The organism is Streptomyces sp. NPDC002573 (assembly GCF_042889625.1).
GTDB classification, from domain to species: Bacteria; Actinomycetota; Actinomycetes; order Streptomycetales; family Streptomycetaceae; genus Streptomyces; species Streptomyces gibsoniae.
This window is the reverse complement of record NZ_JBIARC010000063.1, coordinates 24,933-43,833: the sequence shown is the minus strand read 5'-3', so window position 1 is coordinate 43,833 and position 18,901 is coordinate 24,933. Positions and strand designations below refer to the sequence as shown.

Genomic DNA, 18,901 nt, shown 5'->3' with positions numbered 1-18,901 from the left:
CGTCCGCCGTGCCCGGTGTGAAGTGCTCTCCGGTGACGATCAGCAGCCGGGAGCCGTCGTCCAGGGGCGCGGTCCGCAGGGAACGGGTGTTCTCCGCGGGTGTGATGTACATGCCGCGAGGGGCGCGGGCCGCGTCGATCGGGGCCGTGAGGACCAGTTCGCGCCTCGGCGAGAGCCGGGCGAAGAGCATCGCGCGGTCGAAGATCGGGTAGTGGGTCGCCACCACCACGTCCCGTGCCGTGACCGTGTGCCCCGCCTCGGTGCGCAGCCGGCAGGGGTCCGACTCGTCCAGCCCGACGACACGGGTGTGCTCGTACAGCCGGGCGCCCCGCTGTTCGAGCGCGTCGGCCAGCGCGAGGAGGTACTTGCGCGGATGGAACTGCGCCTGGTCGGGGACCCTGACCGCGCCCGCCACGGGGTAGGGCAGCTCCGTGTCGGTGACGAACTCGGCCGGCAGCCCCGCCTCCCTGGCGGCCTCCGCCTCGGCGCGCAGTGCGGGCACCCGGTCGGGGTCCGACGCGTACGTGTACGCCGGGGCGGTCTCCCAGTCGCAGTCGATGCCGAGCCGCTCGACCAGTTCGGCCGCTCTGCCGAGGGCCTCCGTCTGGGAACGGGCGTAGAGCTGTGCGCCCTCGGCGCCCCGGGTGCGGCGCAGCCGCTGGTAGACGAGCGTGTGCAGCGCGGTGAGTTTGGCCGTCGTGTGCCCGGTGACGCCGCCGGCGAGACGGCCCGCCTCCAGCACGGCGACGCTACGGCCGCTCTGCGCCACCTCCCAGGCGGTGCTGAGCCCCGCCATCCCCGCCCCGATCACGGCCACGTCGACCGTGAGGTCCTCGGTGAGGGCCGGGCGGGCAAGCCCCGGCGCGGTCTCGATCCAGTACGACGCCCGGGCGCCGGTGTGCTCGGTCATGACGGCCGGGTTCCCCGGGCCGGGCCCCCGAAGCAGCCGACGAGCGGCCGACGCCGAAGCGGTCGGGGCAGCGGTGTACCGCCCGTGGCGTCGACGCTCTCGGGCGGTACGTCAAGCAGGGATGTCAGAGCGCGCGGTACATGACATGGAGCCCGACCGCGCCGTGGCGGGGGTGCTCGAAGGCGCCCGGAACGGTGCCCAGGATGCTGAAGCCGAGCGACATCCAGAGCTTCACCGCGGGATTGGTCTCGACCACGGCGTTGAAGACCATGCCGCGATACCCCTGGGCCCTCGCCACGGCCAGGATGTGGTCGGCGAGGGCCCGGCCGACACCGCGTCCCGCGCAGTCCGGATCGACCATGAAGGCCGCGTTCGCGATGCGTGCCGCGGGGCCGCCGTAGTTCGGCGTGACATAGGCGGAGCCGACGATCGCACCGGTGTCGTCCTCGGCGACGTACACACGCTTGCCCGGCGCCATCCACAGAGCGCGGGCCGCGTCCTCGGGGGTCTCCGGGTCCCAGGTGTACGTCTCGGCGGCGGCGACGATCCGATGCCAGAAGGGCCAGATGCGCGGCCAGTCCTCGGCCGCAGCTTCTCTGATCAGCATGGGCGCGAGTCTGACACGCCCATGCCGTCAGCGATCATGACGGTACTGTGAGGTCAGTCGACGCTTGGCAGGATGTGGGGCTCGGCGAGATCCTCCTCGTAGCCCGCCAGCCGGATGGGGGCGGACCTGGCCCACACGTCGAGACTGCCGAGCTTCTGCTCCGTCCGGCGGCCCCCGCGCTCCCCGTGTTCCTTGGGGCGCTGATCGCGATTCGTCTTCTCCGGTGTCACCGCGCACTCCTTTTGTGTCGGGTAACCCTCAGGACGTACCGGTCCAGTCTGCCGCTGCACGCACGACGTCCGCTCGGGTCTGAGTCGAAAACAGGTCGGACGCGGTGGCGCCGGCAACTCGTACGAGAGCAGGCCGTGGTGACCGGCTTGTCCCGGGACGGACTGTGGGTCGGGTGGACCCAAAGACTGTCCGTACCGTCCAGGTTAACCAAATGAGCGGGCACCCGCTCGATGGGGCTGAAACAAACAGGTAACTGTCTTGGGTCATCCACCTCTCATCCGGTCAGATTATTAACCTTTTTGACATCAGACATCCGTTTTGCCGTCACTCGTTCGGCCCAGTGCTCGAACTGCCCACCGGCACGGCCGGTGCCCGGTCCGGCGCGGACGGTGCTCAGTTCAGGTCCTGTTGGCTGAGTCGCAAGCTCGCCATGATCTGCTGACCGTCGGCAACGGCTTTTCTCGCGGGAGGACTGACGCATGGAGCTGCGCAGCGTCGAGGAGCTGATGGATCTGCTGCACGCCTGCCGAGGCGCGCGGCGCACCCCGGACCGTGACGACGAGCCGGTCGATGTGCACGAACACGCCCTGCAGACCGCCGCCCTGCTGCGCCGAAGTCGCCCTGCGGACAAGGAACTCCAGGTGGCCGGCCTGGTCCACGACATCGGGCTGCTGCTACGGCCGGACGACGCCACCGGACATGCGGACCGGGCGGCCGACGCGGTACGGCCGCTGCTCGGTGAGCGAGTCTCCCGCCTCGTACGTCTGCACGCCGTCGCGGACCGCTATCTGGCCGCGGTCTCCCCGGCACCCGGTCCGTCGGCGCGGAGCGCGTCGCTCCCGGCCCGGCGGGGCGAGGCGATGACGCCCCAGGAGGCGGCCGCGTTCGTCCGCGACCCGATGGCCGACGACGCCCTCACCCTGCGTCAGGCGGACGAGGCGGCCAAGGTCCGGGGGCTGGACGCCGGAGTGCTGGAGGACTGGCGGACGGTGCTCGAACTGGTGGCGGCCGGCCGTGCCCGGCTGTGGGCCGTGGACTGAGGCCGGCGCGGCCGGGACGCATCGCGAGGGCACGACGTACGTCGCGTGATGTGCGGCGCGCACTGTACAGCGCGTGACGTACGACGTGCTGTCGGTCGGAGCAATCGCCGGGGCGGCCGTCCCACCGTGTCAGACTCACCGGGATGCGCCGCCGACACGCAACCGCTCCGGGCCGGGGACGGGTCATCGGCACGTGGCCGGCCCGGCATGCCGGGTGGTGTCTGGCCGCCTCCCTGGCCCTTCATCTGCTGGCTGTCGTCGTCTCCCCGCCCACACCCCTGGATCTGCGCGTCTACCGCGAGGCGTCCCCGCTGGTCCTCGCCGGTGGCCTCTACGACTACCAGCTGCACACCGCTCCGCCGATCCCCGTACTGCCGTTCACCTATCCGCCGTTCGCGGCCCTGGTGTTCCTGCCGCTCGCGCGGCTGCCCTGGACGCTCGTGGTCGCCCTGTGGCAGGCGGCCTCCGTGGCGGCCCTCGCGGTGGTCGCCGACTGCGCGGCCCGGCTGCTGTGCGCCGGCCGCGAGGGGCCCGCGCGGTCCCGTGTCCTGCTCTGGACCGCCGTCGGTCTGTGGCTGGAGCCGGTGCGCCACACCCTGGACCAGGGCCAGGTGAATCTGCTGCTGAGCGCCGTGGTCCTGGCGGCGCTCGCGGTGCCGCTCGCTCCGGTGGCCCGGGGAGCGGCCCTCGGCCTCGCGGCCGCGGTCAAACTGACCCCGGCCTTCGGGGTGCTGTATCTGCTGGCGACGCGGCAGTGGCGGGCCGCGGCCTGGGCCCTGACCGCCGGTGCCGGAGCCACGGCCCTGGCCTGGCTGATCGCACCCCGGGAGTCGGCACATTACTGGTTCGGGCTGGTGACGGACACTCAGCGCATCGGCCCCGCCTGGTCGGTGCGCAACCAGTCCCTGCGCGGAGCGCTCGACCGGCTGCTCGGCCCCGACCCTCTCGCCTCCGTGGCCTGGTGGACGGGCCTGGTGCTGGTCACAGTGGTGGCGGCCGGTGCCCTGTGGAGCGCCGTACGGCGCCATGACCTGCTAGGCGTGCTCGTCACCGCCGAGTTGTACGGGCTGCTGGTCTCCCCCATCTCCTGGAGCCATCACTGGGTCTGGTGCCTGCCGACGATGATGTGGCTGGCGCACGGACCGGGCCGGCGGCGGATGCTCCACCGGATCACGCTGGCCGCCTGGGCCCTCGCCACGGTCGGCCGCCTCGTCCCGCTGCTGATCCGCGCGGAGGACCGGCTGCCGCACCCGAGCCCGTACCCGGCGCTGCTGGCCTGGCCCGGCGCGGCCTACGCCGTCTGTGCCGTACTGTCCCTGCTCGCCGTCGCCGCGAGCCGGGAAGGGGCTCCCGGGCGTGTGCCCGCGCACCTCTCCCCCGCCCGGGTGTAGAACGCCGTCAGTGCCGTTGTCCGGGCACGCCCACGGGACGGCCCGGGGAGAGTGTGGCCCCGGCCTCGTAGAAGTGGGCCCGGACACGGCGCAGCCATGCCTCGGCCGGCGCCTCGTCGGGCTGTTCCGGCAGCACGGTGGGTGTCTCGTCGAAGGCGCTCTCGTAGAACCGCAGCAGGGGCAGCGCGACCGACGGGTCCGCTGCCACCCGCTCGCCGAAGTCGCGGTACTCCTCCGGGTTCTCGAGGCGGATCGTCAGCCGCCCCGTCGTGTACAGCTCCAGGCCCTGGTGACACAGCCGCTTGAGGTGGCGGGCGTGTTTGGCGGTACGTGCGCGCACATCCGCCGGGAGGGGACCCGCAGCGCGGGCTTCGAGACGCCTGAACTGCTGCGTCGCGTAACCGAGATAGGCGTCGCGGACCCGCTTCGCGCACAGGAACGAGGTGCGGATGCCGATCAGCTCCTCGCCGAGCGGTGTGCGCAGCTCGTACAGCTCGGCGGGCAGCCAGACGAGCTCCATGGCGGTCGGATTGCCGCCCAGGGCGAGCCGGCACCACTTGGCGGCCTCGTGCAGGGTGCGGTCCGGGGCCGTGGTGACATGGGACTCCGTCGGCCGGTGCAGACCGTGCAGCTGCTCGGTGGGCGCCGCGAACAGGCCCAGCCGGTCCACGTCGGAGCCAGCGTGGGCGAGCCCGTAGGCGGTCGAGCCGACGATGCCGGAGAGCAGGACATGGCGCACGGTCATGTTGGGACGCTAACCAGCGGCGCACGGTCCCGGCCAACGGTTTTTCGTACGTGCGTGCTCAGAGCGGCGTGCGCCGCGGAGTCCTCCGCCTCCGGGGCGCACGCCGTTCACGAGGGGAACGGTGTCGTTCGATCGCTCACGGGAACAATGCGATCCCGGCGGCGATCAGCAGGATGATGCAGGCGATCAGCGCGACCGTGCCCCACGTTCCGCGGTGCTTCAACGGGGTCGGCGGCCGGCCACCGCGTGGCCGGTCCTCGGGCAGAGCACTGTCCGCCGGGCGATCGGAACGGTAGAACTGTTCGTCGGTCACGTACCGGTTGCGGGGATCGCCGTGGGCACGCGGGTCGATCTCGTGTGGAATGGACATGAGAACTCCTAGCGGTCTCACCAGAGCGAGTTCCCGTCCGCCGCCGGCCTACGCGCCTGAGGCGGATCATCACCGCCTGCCGGATCGCGACCCGGTCACCACTTGCCGGGCGCGTAGTCCTTCAGGAAGACGCCGTACAGGTCCTCGCCCTGCTCGCCGCGCACAATCGGATCGTATACCCGGGCGGCGCCGTCCACGAGATCGAGCGGGGCGTGGAAGCCGGCGTCCGCCAGCCGCACCTTGTCCGGGTGCGGGCGCTCGTCGGTGATCCAGCCGGTGTCGACCGCGGTCATCAGAATGCGGTCCTTGTCGAACATCTCCTGGGCGCTGGTGCGGGTGAGCATGTTGAGGGCGGCCTTGGCCATGTTGGTGTGCGGGTGCCCCGCGCCCTTGTACCCGCGGTTGAAGACGCCCTCCATCGCCGACACGTTCACGACGTACGTGCGCCGGGCCGACGAGGCCGCCATCGCCGGGCGCAGACGGCTGATGAGGATGAACGGGGCCGTGGAGTTGGCGAGCTGGACCTCCAGCAGTTCGATCGGCGTGACCTCCTCGACGGTCTGCACCCAGCTGTTGGTGTCGTGGAGATCGGGCACGAGTCCGCCCGCGTCGATGGCCGTGCCGGCCGCGATCCGCTCCAGGGAGGCCGAACCGGAGACCAGTGCCAGGTCGGTGACGTCCTGGGCGGTCAGGGCGCCGCCGCCGGCCACGGGCAGCGCGGTCACGGCGCCGGAGCCGAAGGCGCCGATGACCTGGGCCGCCGGCAGTTCGCCCGCGGGCAGCGGGGCCGACTCGGCGGCGACCAGCTCGCTGTACGCCTGCGGGGAACGGCGCACGGTCTGGGCGGCATTGTTGATCAGGATGTCGAGGGGGCCCTCGGCGGCCACCGAGTCGGCGAGCGCCACCACCTGGGCGGGGTCACGCAGATCGATCCCGACGATCTTCAGCCGGTGGATCCACTCGTCGCTGTCGGGCTGGGCCTTGAAGCGGCGGATCGCGTCGCTCGGGAAGCGGGTGGTGATGGTGGTGTGGGCACCGTCCCGCAGCAGCCGCAGCGCGATGTACATGCCGATCTTGGCGCGGCCGCCGGTGAGCAGTGCCCGCTTGCCCGTGAGGTCGGCCCGGGCGTCGCGGCGCGCCCGGTTCTCGGCGGCGCAGTCCGGGCAGAGCTGGTGGTAGAAGTAGTCGACCTCGACATAGCGGCTCTTGCAGGTGTAGCAGGAGCGCGGGCGCTGGAGTATCCCCGCGATCTGGCCGGCCCCGGTCACCGAGGAGGGCAGGATGCCCTCGGTCTCGTCGTCGATGCGCTGTGCGGAGCCGGTCGCCGTCGCCTCGGTGACCGCCTTGTCGTGGGCGGTCTTGGCGGCCCGGCGCTCCTGGCGGCGGCGCTGCTTGACCGTGCGGTAGATGTGCGAGGTGGCCCGGCGCACCTTGACCGCGTCGGGGTGGTCGACGTCGAGGTCGTCGAGCTCCTGAAGGACGCTGAGGCAGACGGCCAGGCGCTCCGGGTCGATGCCGGGTCCGTACGGCAGCTCGTCCATGGCCGCAGGGCCACCGCCCGCCAGGCCTTCCTCTGTCACCGTCATCGCGCTGCCGTTCCTCACTCACCCGCGCAGCGCTCCGAACCGCGCTCGCCTTCGAACGCGGAATTTTACGGAGCGCCGGGCCGGGTCACCAAACCCGTGCTGATCACGACGACGGGTGGTGACCGGCCGACAGCGCACGGCAGGGACGTCCCGGCACACAAAGGCCCGCTCAGGTGCCGCAGGCCTCCAGCAGTGCCTCCACCTCCTCCGCCACCGCACGGGCCAGCAGCTCCAGGTCCGGGACCGCCCGGCCGTCGGCGACGAGCCCGTAGTGGACCCGCCCCCGGTACGTCGAGACCGCCACCGCCAGGGACTGGCCGCTGGCCAGCGGGGCGAGCGGATAGATCTCGGTGAGGGGGTTGCCGCCGAGCTTCAGACCGAGGCTGGGCAGCGGGACGCTGGTGACCAGGATGTCGAACCAGAGCCGTGCGGCCTGGCTGACCAGCGGTCCGCCCAGCCGGTGGCCCAGCGCGGGCACATGGTCCGCGAGCAGGGCGACGGCTCCCGCGCCGCGGTTGGGCCCGGCGTCCTTGTTGCGGTCCATGGCCGTGCGCACCGTCCGCAGCCGCTCCAGCGGGTCCGGGTCGGCGACCGGGAGCCGTATCAGATAACCGGAGAGCCGGTTGCCCTGTGGCTGGGCGGTGCGGGGGCGCCGGTTGGAGACCGGGATCAGGGCGCGGGGCTCGACGCCCTCGCTGCCGTCGCCGCGCTCGTCGAGCCAGCGGCGCAGGGCGCCCGCCACGACCGCGATGAGCACGTCGTTGACCGTGCCGCCCGCCGTCTTGCGCACCCGGTGCACATCGTCGAGGTCGAGGACGACCCCGGCGGTGCGGCGGGTGCCGCTGGGCTGCGAGACCAGCGCGGAGGAGGTCCGCATGCCGAGGGTGGACCTGGCGACGGAGGCCCCGATGTCGAGGGCCCGGCCCACGTCGGCGAGGGTGCCGCGCAGCAGACCGGGGATTTTGCGCACGTCGGGCAGGAGGCCTCGGGCGGGCTCCGGGCGACGCGGGCGGGGCGCCGGCAGGTCCATCGGGTCCATGATGGCCGCGGCGAGCGTCAGGGCGCGCAGTCCGTCGGCGAGCGCGTGGTGGAACTTGAACAGGACGGCGAAGCTGGTGCCGGACTCCCCCGGCAGCACATGCGCCTCCCACGGTGGCCGGCCCCGCTCCAGCGGGCGCTCCATGAGCCGGCCCGCGGCGGCGTGGAAGTCGGTGGTGGGCGCGTGCAGCCGCACATGGTCGAGCGGGTCGAAGTCGGGGGCCGGTTCGCGGGTCGCGCCGCCGAGGGCGAGCGGGAAGCGCACGTCGGAGAGGTGACGCGGCAGACGCACCTCCGGCAGCCAGACGTCGCGGATCCTCATGCGCAGCCCGGGCACCGCGGCGGCGCGCGCCGCGAGGAGGTCGGCGGCGTGGGCGCCCGCGGTGGGCGAGTGGCAGGAGAAGACGCCGAGTGCGCCCAGGTGCATCGGGTGACGGGCGGACTCGATGTTCCAGAAGGCCAGGTCGAGTGGTGCGAGCAGGTCGGAAGTCAATGGCTTGCCTCGCGTCGACGATGAATGAAGCAAGAAGTCAACCTCCGATAGATGATTACGGTCAAGTACGATCAAGCTACATACAGTTAACGTCGCATTAAGTCCCGCCTCTCCGGTGAGGGCGGGACTCAGCGGTACTCATGGGACGTTTGAGGTGATGTACGGGGTGGCGTACGAGGAGACGTCCGAGGTCACTTCAGCGACGGCGGCGCGGCCTCCGGCGCCGTGCCCCACCCGGACGGGCGCGCGCCGACCGTGAACGCCAGCGTGCCCAGACGGCGCACCATGTCGTTGGTCACGTACGTCCGGGAGTAGCCGGCCCCGTCGAGGCTGACCCGCTGCACATACCGGTCCCGGTCCGAGGTGCCCGGCGCGGTGACGGTCAGGCCGCCGCGCGGGTAGTACGCCGGGTCCAGGACCAGGTCGACCCGGTCGAAGACGGGGGTGCTCAGGCCCCAGGTGCCGTAGCCGGGCTGGACCGGGAAGAGGCCGATCGACGAGAACACGTTCCAGGCGGACATGGTGCCGAGGTCGTCGTTGCCGGTCATGCCCGTCGGCCCGTCCGTGAAAAGGGTCAGCGCCGCGTGCACCACGTCCGTCGTCTTCCAGGGCTGGCCGGTCGAGAGGTACGCGTAGGGGGCGATGAGGTCCGGCTCGTTCTGCGGGTTGTACTTGTCCGCGTTGTAGTACGCGTACGGGCCGTTCACCCAGACCTTCCGCGCGGTCCCCGCCGGGTCCTTCAGCAGCCGGTCGTAGGCGAAGAAGGCGTCGAGGCGGTCGTTGGCCGCCTTCTCGCCGCCGAGGAGGCCGATCAGGCCGCGCGGGTCCTGCGGCACGAGCCACTGGTACTGCCAGGCGGTGCCCTCGTGGAAGCCCTCGCCGCGGGCCGGGTCGGCCTGCCCGGTGAAGGCGCCGGAGGTGCCCCGGGCGCGGAAGAAGCCCGTCGAGGCGTCGAAGAGGTTGCGGTAGTCGCGGGACCGGGCCGCGTAGCGTGCCGCGTCCGCGCGGTGGCCGAGGTCGCGCGCCATCTGGGCGAGCATCGCGTCGGACAGCGCGTACTCCAGCGTCACGGAGGCGCCGTGGTGGTAGTCGGAGTCGCCCGGCTTGGCGTACGGGCGGCCCTTGATGTACGGCGCGAAGCCGTGTGCGATGTACTCGCGGTTCGCCTCCCGGCCCACGTACATGGTGTCGGCGGGCGGCACGCCGTCGGCGTTCTTCTTCAGCGCGCGGTAGGCCCGCGCCTCGTAGCCCTTGAGCAGCCCCTGCTGGTAGGCGTTGGTGAGGAACGGGGTGACGGGGTCACCGCTCATGATGTTCGTCTCGACGGTGCCGTAGCCCCACTTGGGCAGCCAGCCGCCCTCCTCGTCGACCTTGAGCACGGAGATCGCCATGTCCCGCGCCTCGTGCGGCGCGAGCAGACCGAGCAGCTGGGTCTGGGTGCGGTAGGTGTCCCACAGCGACCAGTTCTGGTAGTACGTGAACCCCGTCGCCCGGTGGATCCTCTGGTCCCAGCCGGTGTAGCGGCCGTCGGCGTCGCTGCCGACGTTCGGGGCCAGGAAGGACCGGTACAGGGACGAGTAGAACGTGGTGCGCAGGGTGTCGCCGCCGCCCTGGACCCGGACGGCGTCCAGGCGGTTCTCCCAGGCCTGGCGGGCGTCCTCCCTGATGTCGTCGAACGAACGCCCTTGCGTGGTAGCGAGGTTGACGGCGGCACCGTGCGCGTCGACGTACGACAGAGCCGTGGTGGCCTCGACGGTGCGGTCCGCCCTCGTGTCGAAGGTGACGTACGCGCCGTTGCGCCCCGGGCCCGAGGACTTCGTCGCGCCCGGCGTGATCGAGTCCTGGTACCACGTTCCGTGGACGGCGAACGGCCGGTTGAAGCGGGTGACCGTGTAGAGCGTGTACGGGCGGGTGGAACGGCAGAAGCCGCTGCCCGTGATCTGGGTGCGCACCGTGCGGTCGTCGAGGATCTCGACCTTGGACGAAACGTGCTTGTGCAGCGCCTGGCCCGCGTTGAGGAGCACATTGGCCTTGCCGGTGGCCGGGAAGGTGTACCGCTGCACCCCGGTGCGCGCGGTCGCCGTCAGTTCGGCCTCCACACCGCTGTTCAGCCGCACCCGGTAGTACCCGGGGCTCGCCTGCTCGTCGGCGTGCCGGAACGTCGCCGCGTACTTGGCGTAGTCCGTCACGGTCACGTCGCCCGTCGTCGGCAGCACGGGCAGGTCCCCTCCGATGGCGCAGCCGACACCGGAGAGGTGCACCAGGGAGAAGCCGCGGATCCGGTGCTGGGTGTAGTCGTAGCCGGTGTTGTGGCCCGTGTCCGGCGAGAGCTGGACCATGCCAAAGGGAACGGCGGCGCCCGGGAAGGTGTTGCCCTCGTTCTGTGTGCCGATGAAGGGGTTGACCAGGTCGGTGAGCCTGCCGCTGTTCGACTCGGCGGCATCGCCCGCCGACGGCGAGAACAGCGCCGAGACCACCGACGCGCCCACGGCCAACACCCGCAGGCACCGGGTCCATCTCATCTCGGAACACCTCCGGAGGATCGACATCGTTGGTGCACATGGTGGTGGCGCGATGTCGGATTCCGGAGCAATGAGCTGATTTGACCTGCGGCGCGTCGCGGATCGGTGGCATCTCACGCGCCCCCGGCGGTGCCGGGGGCGGCGCTCGTCACAGCACGCGTTGTCCCTTGCCCAGGGCGATCACCCCGGCCTTCGAGACCGTGTACAGCTCCGCGTCCCGGTCCGGGTTGACGCCGATCGTCGCGCCCGGCGGGACCTCGACGTTCTTGTCCAGGACGGCTCCGCGTACGATCGCGCCCCGCCCGACGTGCACGTTGTCGTGGAGGACCGACCCCTGGACGACGGCGCCCGGGTCCACCACGACGCCCGGCGAGAGCACCGAACGCGTCACCTGCCCCCGGATCAGGCAGCCGGCGCTGATGATGGACTCGCCGGCGATCCCGCCCGCGTTGAAGCGCGCCGGTGACAGCTGGCCGGAGTGGGTGTAGATGGGCCAGCTGCGGTTGTAGAGGTTGAAGGCGGGACGCTCGGCGATCAGATCCATGTGCGCCTCGTAGTAGGCGTCCAGCGTGCCGACGTCCCGCCAGTAGCCCCGGTCGCGGTTGGTCTCACCGGGCACGTGGTTGTCACTGAAGTCGTACAGCCCGGCCTCGCCCCGGTCGGTGAGCGCGGGCAGGATCGAACCACCCATGTCGTGCACGGAGTCGGGGTCCTCGGCGTCCCGCTGGAGCGCCTCGATCAGCACCTTGGTGGTGAAGACGTAGTTGCCCATCGAGGCGAACACGTACTCGGGGGCGTCCGGCAGGCCCGGCGGGTCGGCGGGCTTCTCCAGGAATCGCTGCACGGTCTGGCCGTCGCGGCCCGGAGTGATCACCCCGAAGGAGGACGACTCGGCGCGCGGGACGCGTATCCCCGCGACGGTCACCCCCGCGCCGCTGTCGATGTGCTGGGCCAGCATCTGCCGCGGGTCCATGCGGTAGACGTGGTCGGCGCCGAACACCGCCACGTACTCGGGCTGTTCGTCGTAGATCAGGTTCAGGGACTGCAGGATCGCGTCCGCGCTGCCCAGGTACCAGCGCGGTCCGAGTCGCTGCTGGGCCGGCACCGGGGTGACGTAGTTGCCGAGCAGGCTGGACATCCGCCAGGTGGTGGTGATGTGCCGGTCCAGCGAGTGCGACTTGTACTGCGTGAGCACGCAGATGCGCAGGATGTCGGCGTTGACGAGGTTGGACAGGACGAAGTCGACGAGGCGGTAGGTCCCGCCGAAGGTCACGGCCGGTTTCGCCCGGTCGGCGGTCAGCGGCATCAGCCGCTTCCCCTCGCCTCCGGCCAGTACGATTCCCAGCACCGAAGGTCCACCGCGCATACCGCCGCCCCTCTACGCCCGGTTGTGACGCTCTCCGCTCAATGACTACCCCTGTGCGAGGACTTTCTCGTACAGGTGGACCGTGCGGCGGGCCACCGTGGCCCAGCCGAACTCCCGTACCGCGCGCTGCCGTCCCGCCTCACCCATGCGTTGCGCGGCCGCCGGGTCGGCGAGGACGGAGTCGAGGGCGCGTGCGAGGTGTTCCTCGAAGTCGTCGTCCACGTCCACCAGGAGACCGGTGCGGCCGTCGTCCACGACCTCCGGGATGCCGCCCGTGCGCGAGGCCACCACGGCCGTGCCGCACGCCATGGCCTCCAGGTTGACGATGCCGAGCGGCTCGTACACCGACGGGCAGACGAACACGGCCGCATGCGTGAGGAGTTGGATGACATCCGGGCGCGGCAGCATCTTCGGGATCCAGTGGACGCCCTCGCGACTCAGGCTCAACTCCTTGTACAGATCGCGGAACTCACGGTCCGTCTCGGGTGTGTCGGGCGCGCCCGCGCACAGCACCACCTGCGCCTCGGGGGTGATGTTCCGCACCGCGCGCAGCAGATGCGGCACCCCCTTCTGACGGGTGATGCGGCCGACGAACAGGACGTAGGGGCGGCTCGGGTCGAGGCCGAGGCGGGCGAACACGTCCGTGCCGTGGTCCGGCCGGTAGAGCGCGGTGTCGATACCGTTGTGCACAACATGGACCCGCGCCGGGTCAAGGGCCGGGTAGCAGCGCAGGATGTCCTCGCGCATGGCACCGGAGACGGCGATCACCGCGTCGGCGGCCTCCATCGCGGTGCGCTCGGCCCAGCTGGAGAGGGCGTATCCCCCGCCGAGTTGCTCGGCCTTCCACGGGCGCAGCGGCTCCAGCGAGTGGGCGGTCAGCACATGCGGGACGCCGTACAGCAGCTTGCCGAGATGGCCGGCGAGATTGGCGTACCAGGTGTGCGAGTGGACCAGTTCCCGGTCCCGGAGGGCGGCGGCCATGGACAGGTCCACGGAGAAGGTGCGCAGTACGTCGTTGGCGGTGTCAAGCGCGGCCCAGGACCGGTGGCGTACGACGCCGCCCGCGCCGCCCTCACCCCAGCAGTGCACGTCCAGGTCCGTCAGCGAGCGCAACTCCCGGGAGAGGAACTCGACATGGACGCCCGCCCCGCCGTAGACGTCCGGCGGGTACTCCCGGGTCAGCAGTCCCACACGCACCCGGAACCCCCTGTCTCAGCGGCTGGTTCCCACATGGTCACCCAGATACGGCGGTTGCGGAAGACCACGCGTGGTCACAGGCGGCCCGGCGGGCTGTCGAAGCAGCAGTCGCCGCACAGGCCGCCGCCGGGCAGCCGGTAGTAAAGACAGCAGGTGCGGCGGCGCCCGGTGGCGGGGTCGATCGTGCGGGCCAGGTCGGGGTGCGTGAACAGCCCGGCGGCCAGGGTGCGGGCGCGTTCCGCCGCGTCCGGGCGGCCGGCCGTCCGCGCCCAGCGGCCGATCATGCGGACGCTGCTCGCGAGCGCGGCGCCCGCGTTGCCCCACAGCAGCCGCACGGAGACCCCGTGACGGCTGCTCAGTGCGGTGGCGAGCGGGATGAGATGCCTCTCCCGCACGACCTCGTCGAGCGATGCGACGGGCAGCCCCCGGACCTCGCCGAGCCACAGGTCGTCGGGGGCGCTCCCGTCCGGGTCCCAGCGCAGCAGCCGCGGGTCGAGGTCCGGCACCTGCCCGTACAGGGCGGCGGCACCGAGGGCGACGGACCACAGCCGGGCCGCGAGGCCCTGGTGGGCGAGGGAGGCGGCGACCCGGTCCTCCGGCGCGCCGAGCGCGCGGGCGACCTTGCTCACGCGGAAGGCCAGCGGAGCCGCGTACGCCTCCGAGGGGGCGGCGGAACTCGCGGGCGTGTACGCCTGTTCGAGGGTGGGCAGCCCGGTCCGGAGCGGCGCCGCGGTGTGCAGGACGAAGAAGCCGCCGAGGGGGCGCAGGGCGGTGAGTTCGGGGTCGAGGTCCACGAAGGCCAGTAGTACCAAGGTCCCGGTCGGGCTCCCACCTGGGGGGACACGGGCGGCGCCACCCCTCCTGGGGAGGAGGAGGACGCGACCGTACTCCGTCGGCAGTATGACCCAATGCGTGCTCAGGGACGACGACAGGAGGATTCCCGGACGGCATCGTATAGGCAATGCATGCCGACCGTTCGTCGCTCCGGGCCCCCCGTCCCGGTCCCGCGCGAAGGAGCCGCCGATGAGCGCCCTCGCGTTGTCCGTGCTCCTCTCGCTCGTCTCCGCGGTCGCCTACGCGGGCGGGGCGATCGTGCAGGAGCAGGTCGCCGTGTCCACCCCCGGCCGGTCGTACGCGCCGCTCCGCCGCCCTGCCTGGTGGGCGGCCGTGGTGCTGAACGGCCTCGGCGGGCTGCTGCATGTGGTGGCGCTCGCCTACGGTCCGCTGAGCCTGGTTCAGCCGCTGGGCGCGCTGACCATCGTGTTCGCCCTGCCGATGGCCGCCCTGTTCGTCAGCCGCAGGGCGGGGGCGACCGCCTGGCGGGGCGCCGTCATGGCGACCGTGGGCCTCGCGGGCCTGCTGTCCCTGATCGGCACCACCGACAGCCGTTCGCTGGACGACCCCCAGCGGGTGACGGCCGCGCTCGTGACGGCCGGCTGGATCGTGGCGCTGATGGTCGCGGCCCGGGCGACGCACCGGCATCCGGCGGTCCGCAGTGTGCTGCTGGCGGTGGCGTCCGGCGTCGCGTTCGGTATGTCCTCCGTGTTCACGAAGACCGTCGCGGTGGACTGGACGGGCGGCGTCGTGCTCACGGACCTGCCGAGCCTCGTCGTGATAGGCGTCCTCGCCGTCGTCGGCGTGCTGTTGTCGCAGGCCTCCTACCGGGGGGCGGGCCTCGCGGCACCGTTGTCCACGCTGACGGTGGTGAACCCGGTGGTCGCGGCCGCGGCGGGCATCACCCTGTTCGGGGAGACCTTCCGCCATGGCACGGCGGGCACCGCGGGGGCGCTCGGCTGCGCGGTCGTCGCCGCGGGCGGTCTGGTCCTGCTGGCCTCGGAGCGGATGGGCGCGGAGGAACGGGACCGGGTCCCGGCGCCGGTCGTCCGGCAGGAGTCGTCCGCGAGCCGGGAGCAGGCGGCTCACGGTGAGCCGCCGGGGCCGTTGGGCCCCGTCCACGGCGGCGAGCGGTCGGGGCCGTACGGATCCGTCCACGGCGGGCCGCTCCTACGCGTGCCGGGACCGGCCCGGGGGCGGGACCGGGACCGGGACCGGGTCAGATCCTGAGGCCGCGCTCGCGGAGATAGGCGATCGGATCGATGTCACTGCCGAACTCGGGCCCCGTCCGCACCTCGAAGTGCAGATGCGGGCCCGTGCTGTTCCCGGTGGAGCCGGAGCGGCCGATCCGCTGACCGGACACCACGCTCTGCCCGTCCTTCACGGAGATCGCCGACAGATGGGCGTACTGCGTGTAGCGGCCGTCGGCGTGCCGGATGACCACCTGGTAACCGAAGGAGCCGCCCCAGCCCGCGCTGACCACCTGCCCGTCCGCCACCGCCTTCACGGAGGTTCCGGTGGGCACGGGGAAGTCGACGCCGGTGTGGTAGCCCTTCGACCAGGAGGAACCCTCCGCGTGGTACGGCGTGCCGGTCGCGGCGTTCACCGGGGCGACCAGCGTGTGGGTGGTGGTGGCCGCCCGGCTGGAAGTGGCCTTCCCCGTCGAGGACTTGCGGGACGGGTGGCCGGACTGGTGATGAGACGGCTCGTGGGCCGGTTTGTGGGTGTGGGTCGAGGGCGCGTCGGGGGGCACGGGAGCCTTGGTCCGCAGGTTCAGCCGCTGGCCGGGCAGGATCAGGTCCGGGTCCGTGCCGACGGTGGTGCGGTTGGCCTGGTACAGGCGCTGCCAACCGCCCTGCACCCGATGGGAGTCGGCGATGCCGGAGAGGGTGTCGCCGTGCACCACCGTGTACATCTCGGCGGTGCCCGCCTGCGACTGCGGTGTCGTCTGCGGCTTCACATCGCGGACGGAGCGCTTGGCGGTCTGCGTGGTGACACGCGGGGTGTCGTGGTCGCCGCCGCTGGAGGTCGTGCCGCCCGTATGACGGGAAGCGTGGTCGGCGGAGAGTCCGGCGCGCACGGAGCAGACCGGCCAGGCGCCGGGGCCCTGGCCCGCCAGCACCTTCTCGGCCACGGCGATCTGCTGGTCCCGGGTTGCGAGATCCGCCCGCCCGGCGTAGGCCGTGCCCCCGTAGGCCTCCCACGTGGACTGGGTGAACTGGAGTCCGCCGTAGTAGCCGTTGCCGGTGTTGATGCTCCAGTCGCCGCTCGACTCGCAGGCGGCCACCTTGGTCCAGGTGTCCACGTCGGCCGCGTGTGCCGCGCCGGCACCGATGAGCGGGATCGCCATGCCGGCGCTTCCCGCCGTGACGGTGAGCGACGCTCGGTTGATCCTCGTCGGCTGATACCGGCGGTGCCGACCGCGTACGGCCATGGTGAGCCCCCTCGCCATGCGTCAGGAGGGCCAAAAGTATGGGCCCCGAACCGGCCAGGACAAGACGGCAATCGGCCGCTCCGAATTTCAACTGGCCGGGAAACACCCATGGTTGAGGGAGCGGACGGAAACAGCGGAGAGGAAACACACGCTGAGGGGCGGTGGGGAGCCGGTTCCGACACGTCCGGATGTGCGAGGGCCGTACCGGCACGTCAGGATGGTCATCGGGCAATACTGACGTGCACGACCGGCACCACCCTTCGAGGACGTATTCAAGACCGAACCGGCACCGACGATTCCAGCACTTCTAGGAGCCAACCGTTATGAACGCTTCCGCTCAGATCGGCGTCACGGGCCTCGCTGTCATGGGCCGCAACCTCGCCCGGAACTTCGCGCGCAACGGCTATACGGTCGCCCTGCACAACCGGACCCCCGCGCGGACCCATGATCTGGTGAAGGAATTCGGACACGAGGGCGACTTCGCGCCGGCCGAGGCCCCGGAGGACTTCGTCGCTGCGCTGGAGCGCCCGCGGCGCCTGATGATCATGGTGAAGGCGGGTGCGCCGACCGACGCGGTGATCGAGGAGTTCGCCCCGCTCCTGGAGCCCGGCGACATGATCATCGACGGCGGCAACGCCCATTTCGCGGACACCCGCCGCCGGGAGAAGGACCTGCGGGAGCGAGGCATCCACTTCGTGGGCACCGGAATCTCCGGCGGCGAGGAGGGCGCGCTGCACGGACCGAGCATCATGCCGGGCGGTTCGACCGAGTCGTACGCCTCTCTCGGTCCGATGCTGGAGAAGATCGCCGCGAAGGCGAAGGACGGCACTCCGTGCGTGACCCATATCGGCCCGGACGGTGCCGGCCACTTCGTGAAGATGGTCCACAACGGCATCGAGTACGCCGACATGCAGCTCATCGGTGAGGCGTACCAGCTGCTCCGCGACGTCGCGGGCTACTCGCCCGCCGAGATCGCGGAGATCTTCCGCACCTGGAACACCGGCCGCCTGGACTCGTATCTGATCGAGATCACGGCGGAGGTGCTCTCCCACCTCGACGAGGCCACGGGCAAGCCGTTCGTGGACGTGGTCCAGGACCAGGCTGAGCAGAAGGGCACCGGGCGCTGGACGGTCCAGATCGCGCTGGATCTCGGCGTACCGGTCTCGGGCATCGCGGAGGCGGTGTTCGCCCGCTCGCTGTCCGGGCACTCCGCGCTGCGGGAGGCGTCGCGCCATCTGGCCGGTCCCAAGCCCGCGCCGCTGAGCAAGGCGGAGGCCGGAGCCTTCGCGGACCGCGTGGAGCAGGCGCTGTACGCCTCGAAGATCGTGTCGTACACGCAGGGCTTCCACGAGATCGCGACGGGCAGCGAGGAGTACGACTGGGACATCGACCTCGGGGAGGTGGCGTCCATCTGGCGCGCGGGCTGCATCATCCGCGCGGCCTTCCTGGACCGCATCCGGGCCGCCTACGACGCCCGTCCCGACCTGCCCAGTCTGCTGTCGGACGAGACCTTCGCGCAGGAGATCGCCGCGGCGCAGGACGACTGGCGCGAGGTCCTGGTCGGGGCGACCCGCCAGGGCGTGGCGACACCCGGCTTCTCGGCCGCTCTCGCCTACTACGACGCCCTGCGCGCCGAGCGGCTGCCCGCCGCGCTCACCCAGGGGCAGCGGGACTTCTTCGGGGCGCACACCTACCGCCGGACGGACCGCCCGGGCTCGTTCCACACGCTGTGGGGCGGAGACCGGTCGGAGGTCGAGGCGTAGTTCGCCGTCGCCGCGCCGTGCTGCGACGCGGGCCGTCTTCAGCGTTCCGGAGGGGCTGCCTCACTTCAGGGGCGGCCCCGGTTCGGGCCGCGGGACGGGGTCCGGGCCCGGCGGTTCGGGAATCGGCGAGGGCGGCTCCGGCGTGGGACGCGGCTCGGGCATGGGCTCCGGCCCGGGCTGCGGACGGTCGGGGCCGGGCCCGGGGGGCGTGGGCCCGGGTCCGGGCGGCGTCGGCCCGGGTGCCGGGGGCGTGGGAGACGGGGGTGTGGGGGACGGTCCCGGTGGCACGGGTTCGGGGCCCGGTGGCGCGGGTTCGGGGGTCGGCTCCGGTCCCGGGGTCGGTCCCGGTCCGGGGGGCGGTCCCGGCTGTGCGG

General features: G+C 71.9%; 16 protein-coding genes. 4 read left to right on the top strand and 12 right to left on the bottom strand.

Going from position 1 to position 18,901, the window contains the following annotated elements:
* From ACFYX0_RS37380 to ACFYX0_RS37370, 3 genes are all read right to left on the bottom strand, one after another.
* The coding region (locus ACFYX0_RS37380) for an NAD(P)/FAD-dependent oxidoreductase (protein ID WP_388977607.1) at positions 1 to 910 on the bottom strand (910 nt) is incomplete at its 3' end.
* Positions 911 to 1,034: 124 nt separating this feature from the next.
* Complete coding sequence (locus ACFYX0_RS37375) at positions 1,035 to 1,517, bottom strand: GNAT family N-acetyltransferase (protein WP_388977604.1); 483 nt, start codon at positions 1,515 to 1,517, stop codon at positions 1,035 to 1,037.
* A 53-nt stretch (positions 1,518 to 1,570) separates the two neighbouring features.
* On the bottom strand, positions 1,571 to 1,747 hold the full coding sequence (locus ACFYX0_RS37370; protein WP_355922962.1) for a hypothetical protein: 177 nt from the start codon (positions 1,745 to 1,747) through the stop codon (positions 1,571 to 1,573).
* 480 nt (positions 1,748 to 2,227) lie between these two features.
* On the opposite strand from ACFYX0_RS37370, the gene ACFYX0_RS37365 reads away from it, so the two are divergent.
* Together ACFYX0_RS37365 and ACFYX0_RS37360 are read left to right on the top strand one after the other, a co-directional pair.
* Positions 2,228 to 2,788 (top strand): HD domain-containing protein, encoded by a 561-nt coding sequence (locus tag ACFYX0_RS37365; protein WP_388977603.1) that lies wholly within the window; start codon positions 2,228 to 2,230, stop codon positions 2,786 to 2,788.
* Positions 2,789 to 2,931: 143 nt separating this feature from the next.
* A complete protein-coding gene (locus tag ACFYX0_RS37360; RefSeq protein WP_388977600.1) occupies positions 2,932 to 4,179 on the top strand; it encodes a glycosyltransferase 87 family protein in 1,248 nt (415 codons plus the stop codon).
* Positions 4,180 to 4,186: 7 nt separating this feature from the next.
* On the opposite strand, the gene ACFYX0_RS37355 is transcribed toward ACFYX0_RS37360, so the two are convergent.
* The 8 genes from ACFYX0_RS37355 to ACFYX0_RS37320 all read right to left on the bottom strand — a co-directional run bounded on the left by ACFYX0_RS37355 (position 4,187) and on the right by ACFYX0_RS37320 (position 14,290).
* A complete protein-coding gene (locus ACFYX0_RS37355; protein WP_355922956.1) occupies positions 4,187 to 4,924 on the bottom strand; it encodes a DNA polymerase beta superfamily protein in 738 nt (245 codons plus the stop codon).
* Between the two features lie 136 nt (positions 4,925 to 5,060).
* Entirely contained in the window at positions 5,061 to 5,294 is a 234-nt protein-coding gene (locus ACFYX0_RS37350) for a hypothetical protein (RefSeq protein WP_355922018.1), read from the bottom strand.
* Between the two features lie 95 nt (positions 5,295 to 5,389).
* On the bottom strand, positions 5,390 to 6,880 hold the full coding sequence (locus ACFYX0_RS37345; protein ID WP_355922021.1) for an SDR family NAD(P)-dependent oxidoreductase: 1,491 nt from the start codon (positions 6,878 to 6,880) through the stop codon (positions 5,390 to 5,392).
* Positions 6,881 to 7,049: 169 nt separating this feature from the next.
* Positions 7,050 to 8,411 carry a wax ester/triacylglycerol synthase family O-acyltransferase gene (locus ACFYX0_RS37340; protein ID WP_355922024.1) on the bottom strand — a complete coding sequence of 454 codons (1,362 nt, stop codon included), beginning with the start codon at positions 8,409 to 8,411 and terminating at the stop codon, positions 7,050 to 7,052.
* A 191-nt stretch (positions 8,412 to 8,602) separates the two neighbouring features.
* Positions 8,603 to 10,933: a GH92 family glycosyl hydrolase gene (locus tag ACFYX0_RS37335; RefSeq protein WP_388977597.1), complete on the bottom strand. Its 2,331-nt coding sequence runs from the start codon at positions 10,931 to 10,933 to the stop codon at positions 8,603 to 8,605.
* A 148-nt stretch (positions 10,934 to 11,081) separates the two neighbouring features.
* Positions 11,082 to 12,299, bottom strand: coding sequence for a glucose-1-phosphate adenylyltransferase (gene glgC, locus ACFYX0_RS37330; RefSeq protein WP_388977594.1), 1,218 nt, complete (start codon positions 12,297 to 12,299; stop codon positions 11,082 to 11,084).
* A gap of 45 nt (positions 12,300 to 12,344) precedes the next feature.
* Positions 12,345 to 13,496, bottom strand: coding sequence for a glycogen synthase (gene glgA, locus ACFYX0_RS37325; protein WP_388977592.1), 1,152 nt, complete (start codon positions 13,494 to 13,496; stop codon positions 12,345 to 12,347).
* A gap of 74 nt (positions 13,497 to 13,570) precedes the next feature.
* Positions 13,571 to 14,290: a (2Fe-2S)-binding protein gene (locus tag ACFYX0_RS37320; protein ID WP_388977590.1), complete on the bottom strand. Its 720-nt coding sequence runs from the start codon at positions 14,288 to 14,290 to the stop codon at positions 13,571 to 13,573.
* A 229-nt stretch (positions 14,291 to 14,519) separates the two neighbouring features.
* Here ACFYX0_RS37320 and ACFYX0_RS37315 point away from each other — a divergent pair, with 229 nt between their 5' ends.
* Entirely contained in the window at positions 14,520 to 15,560 is a 1,041-nt protein-coding gene (locus ACFYX0_RS37315; protein WP_388977588.1) for a DMT family transporter, read from the top strand.
* Here ACFYX0_RS37315 and ACFYX0_RS37310 read toward each other — a convergent pair.
* On the bottom strand, positions 15,550 to 16,764 hold the full coding sequence (locus ACFYX0_RS37310; RefSeq protein WP_388977585.1) for a transglycosylase family protein: 1,215 nt from the start codon (positions 16,762 to 16,764) through the stop codon (positions 15,550 to 15,552). The genes ACFYX0_RS37315 and ACFYX0_RS37310 overlap by 11 nt on opposite strands.
* A gap of 323 nt (positions 16,765 to 17,087) precedes the next feature.
* Between ACFYX0_RS37310 and gndA the strand changes: the two genes are divergently transcribed.
* Positions 17,088 to 18,527, top strand: coding sequence for an NADP-dependent phosphogluconate dehydrogenase (gene gndA, locus ACFYX0_RS37305; RefSeq protein ID WP_388977582.1), 1,440 nt, complete (start codon positions 17,088 to 17,090; stop codon positions 18,525 to 18,527).
* Positions 18,528 to 18,901: the final 374 nt, after the last annotated feature.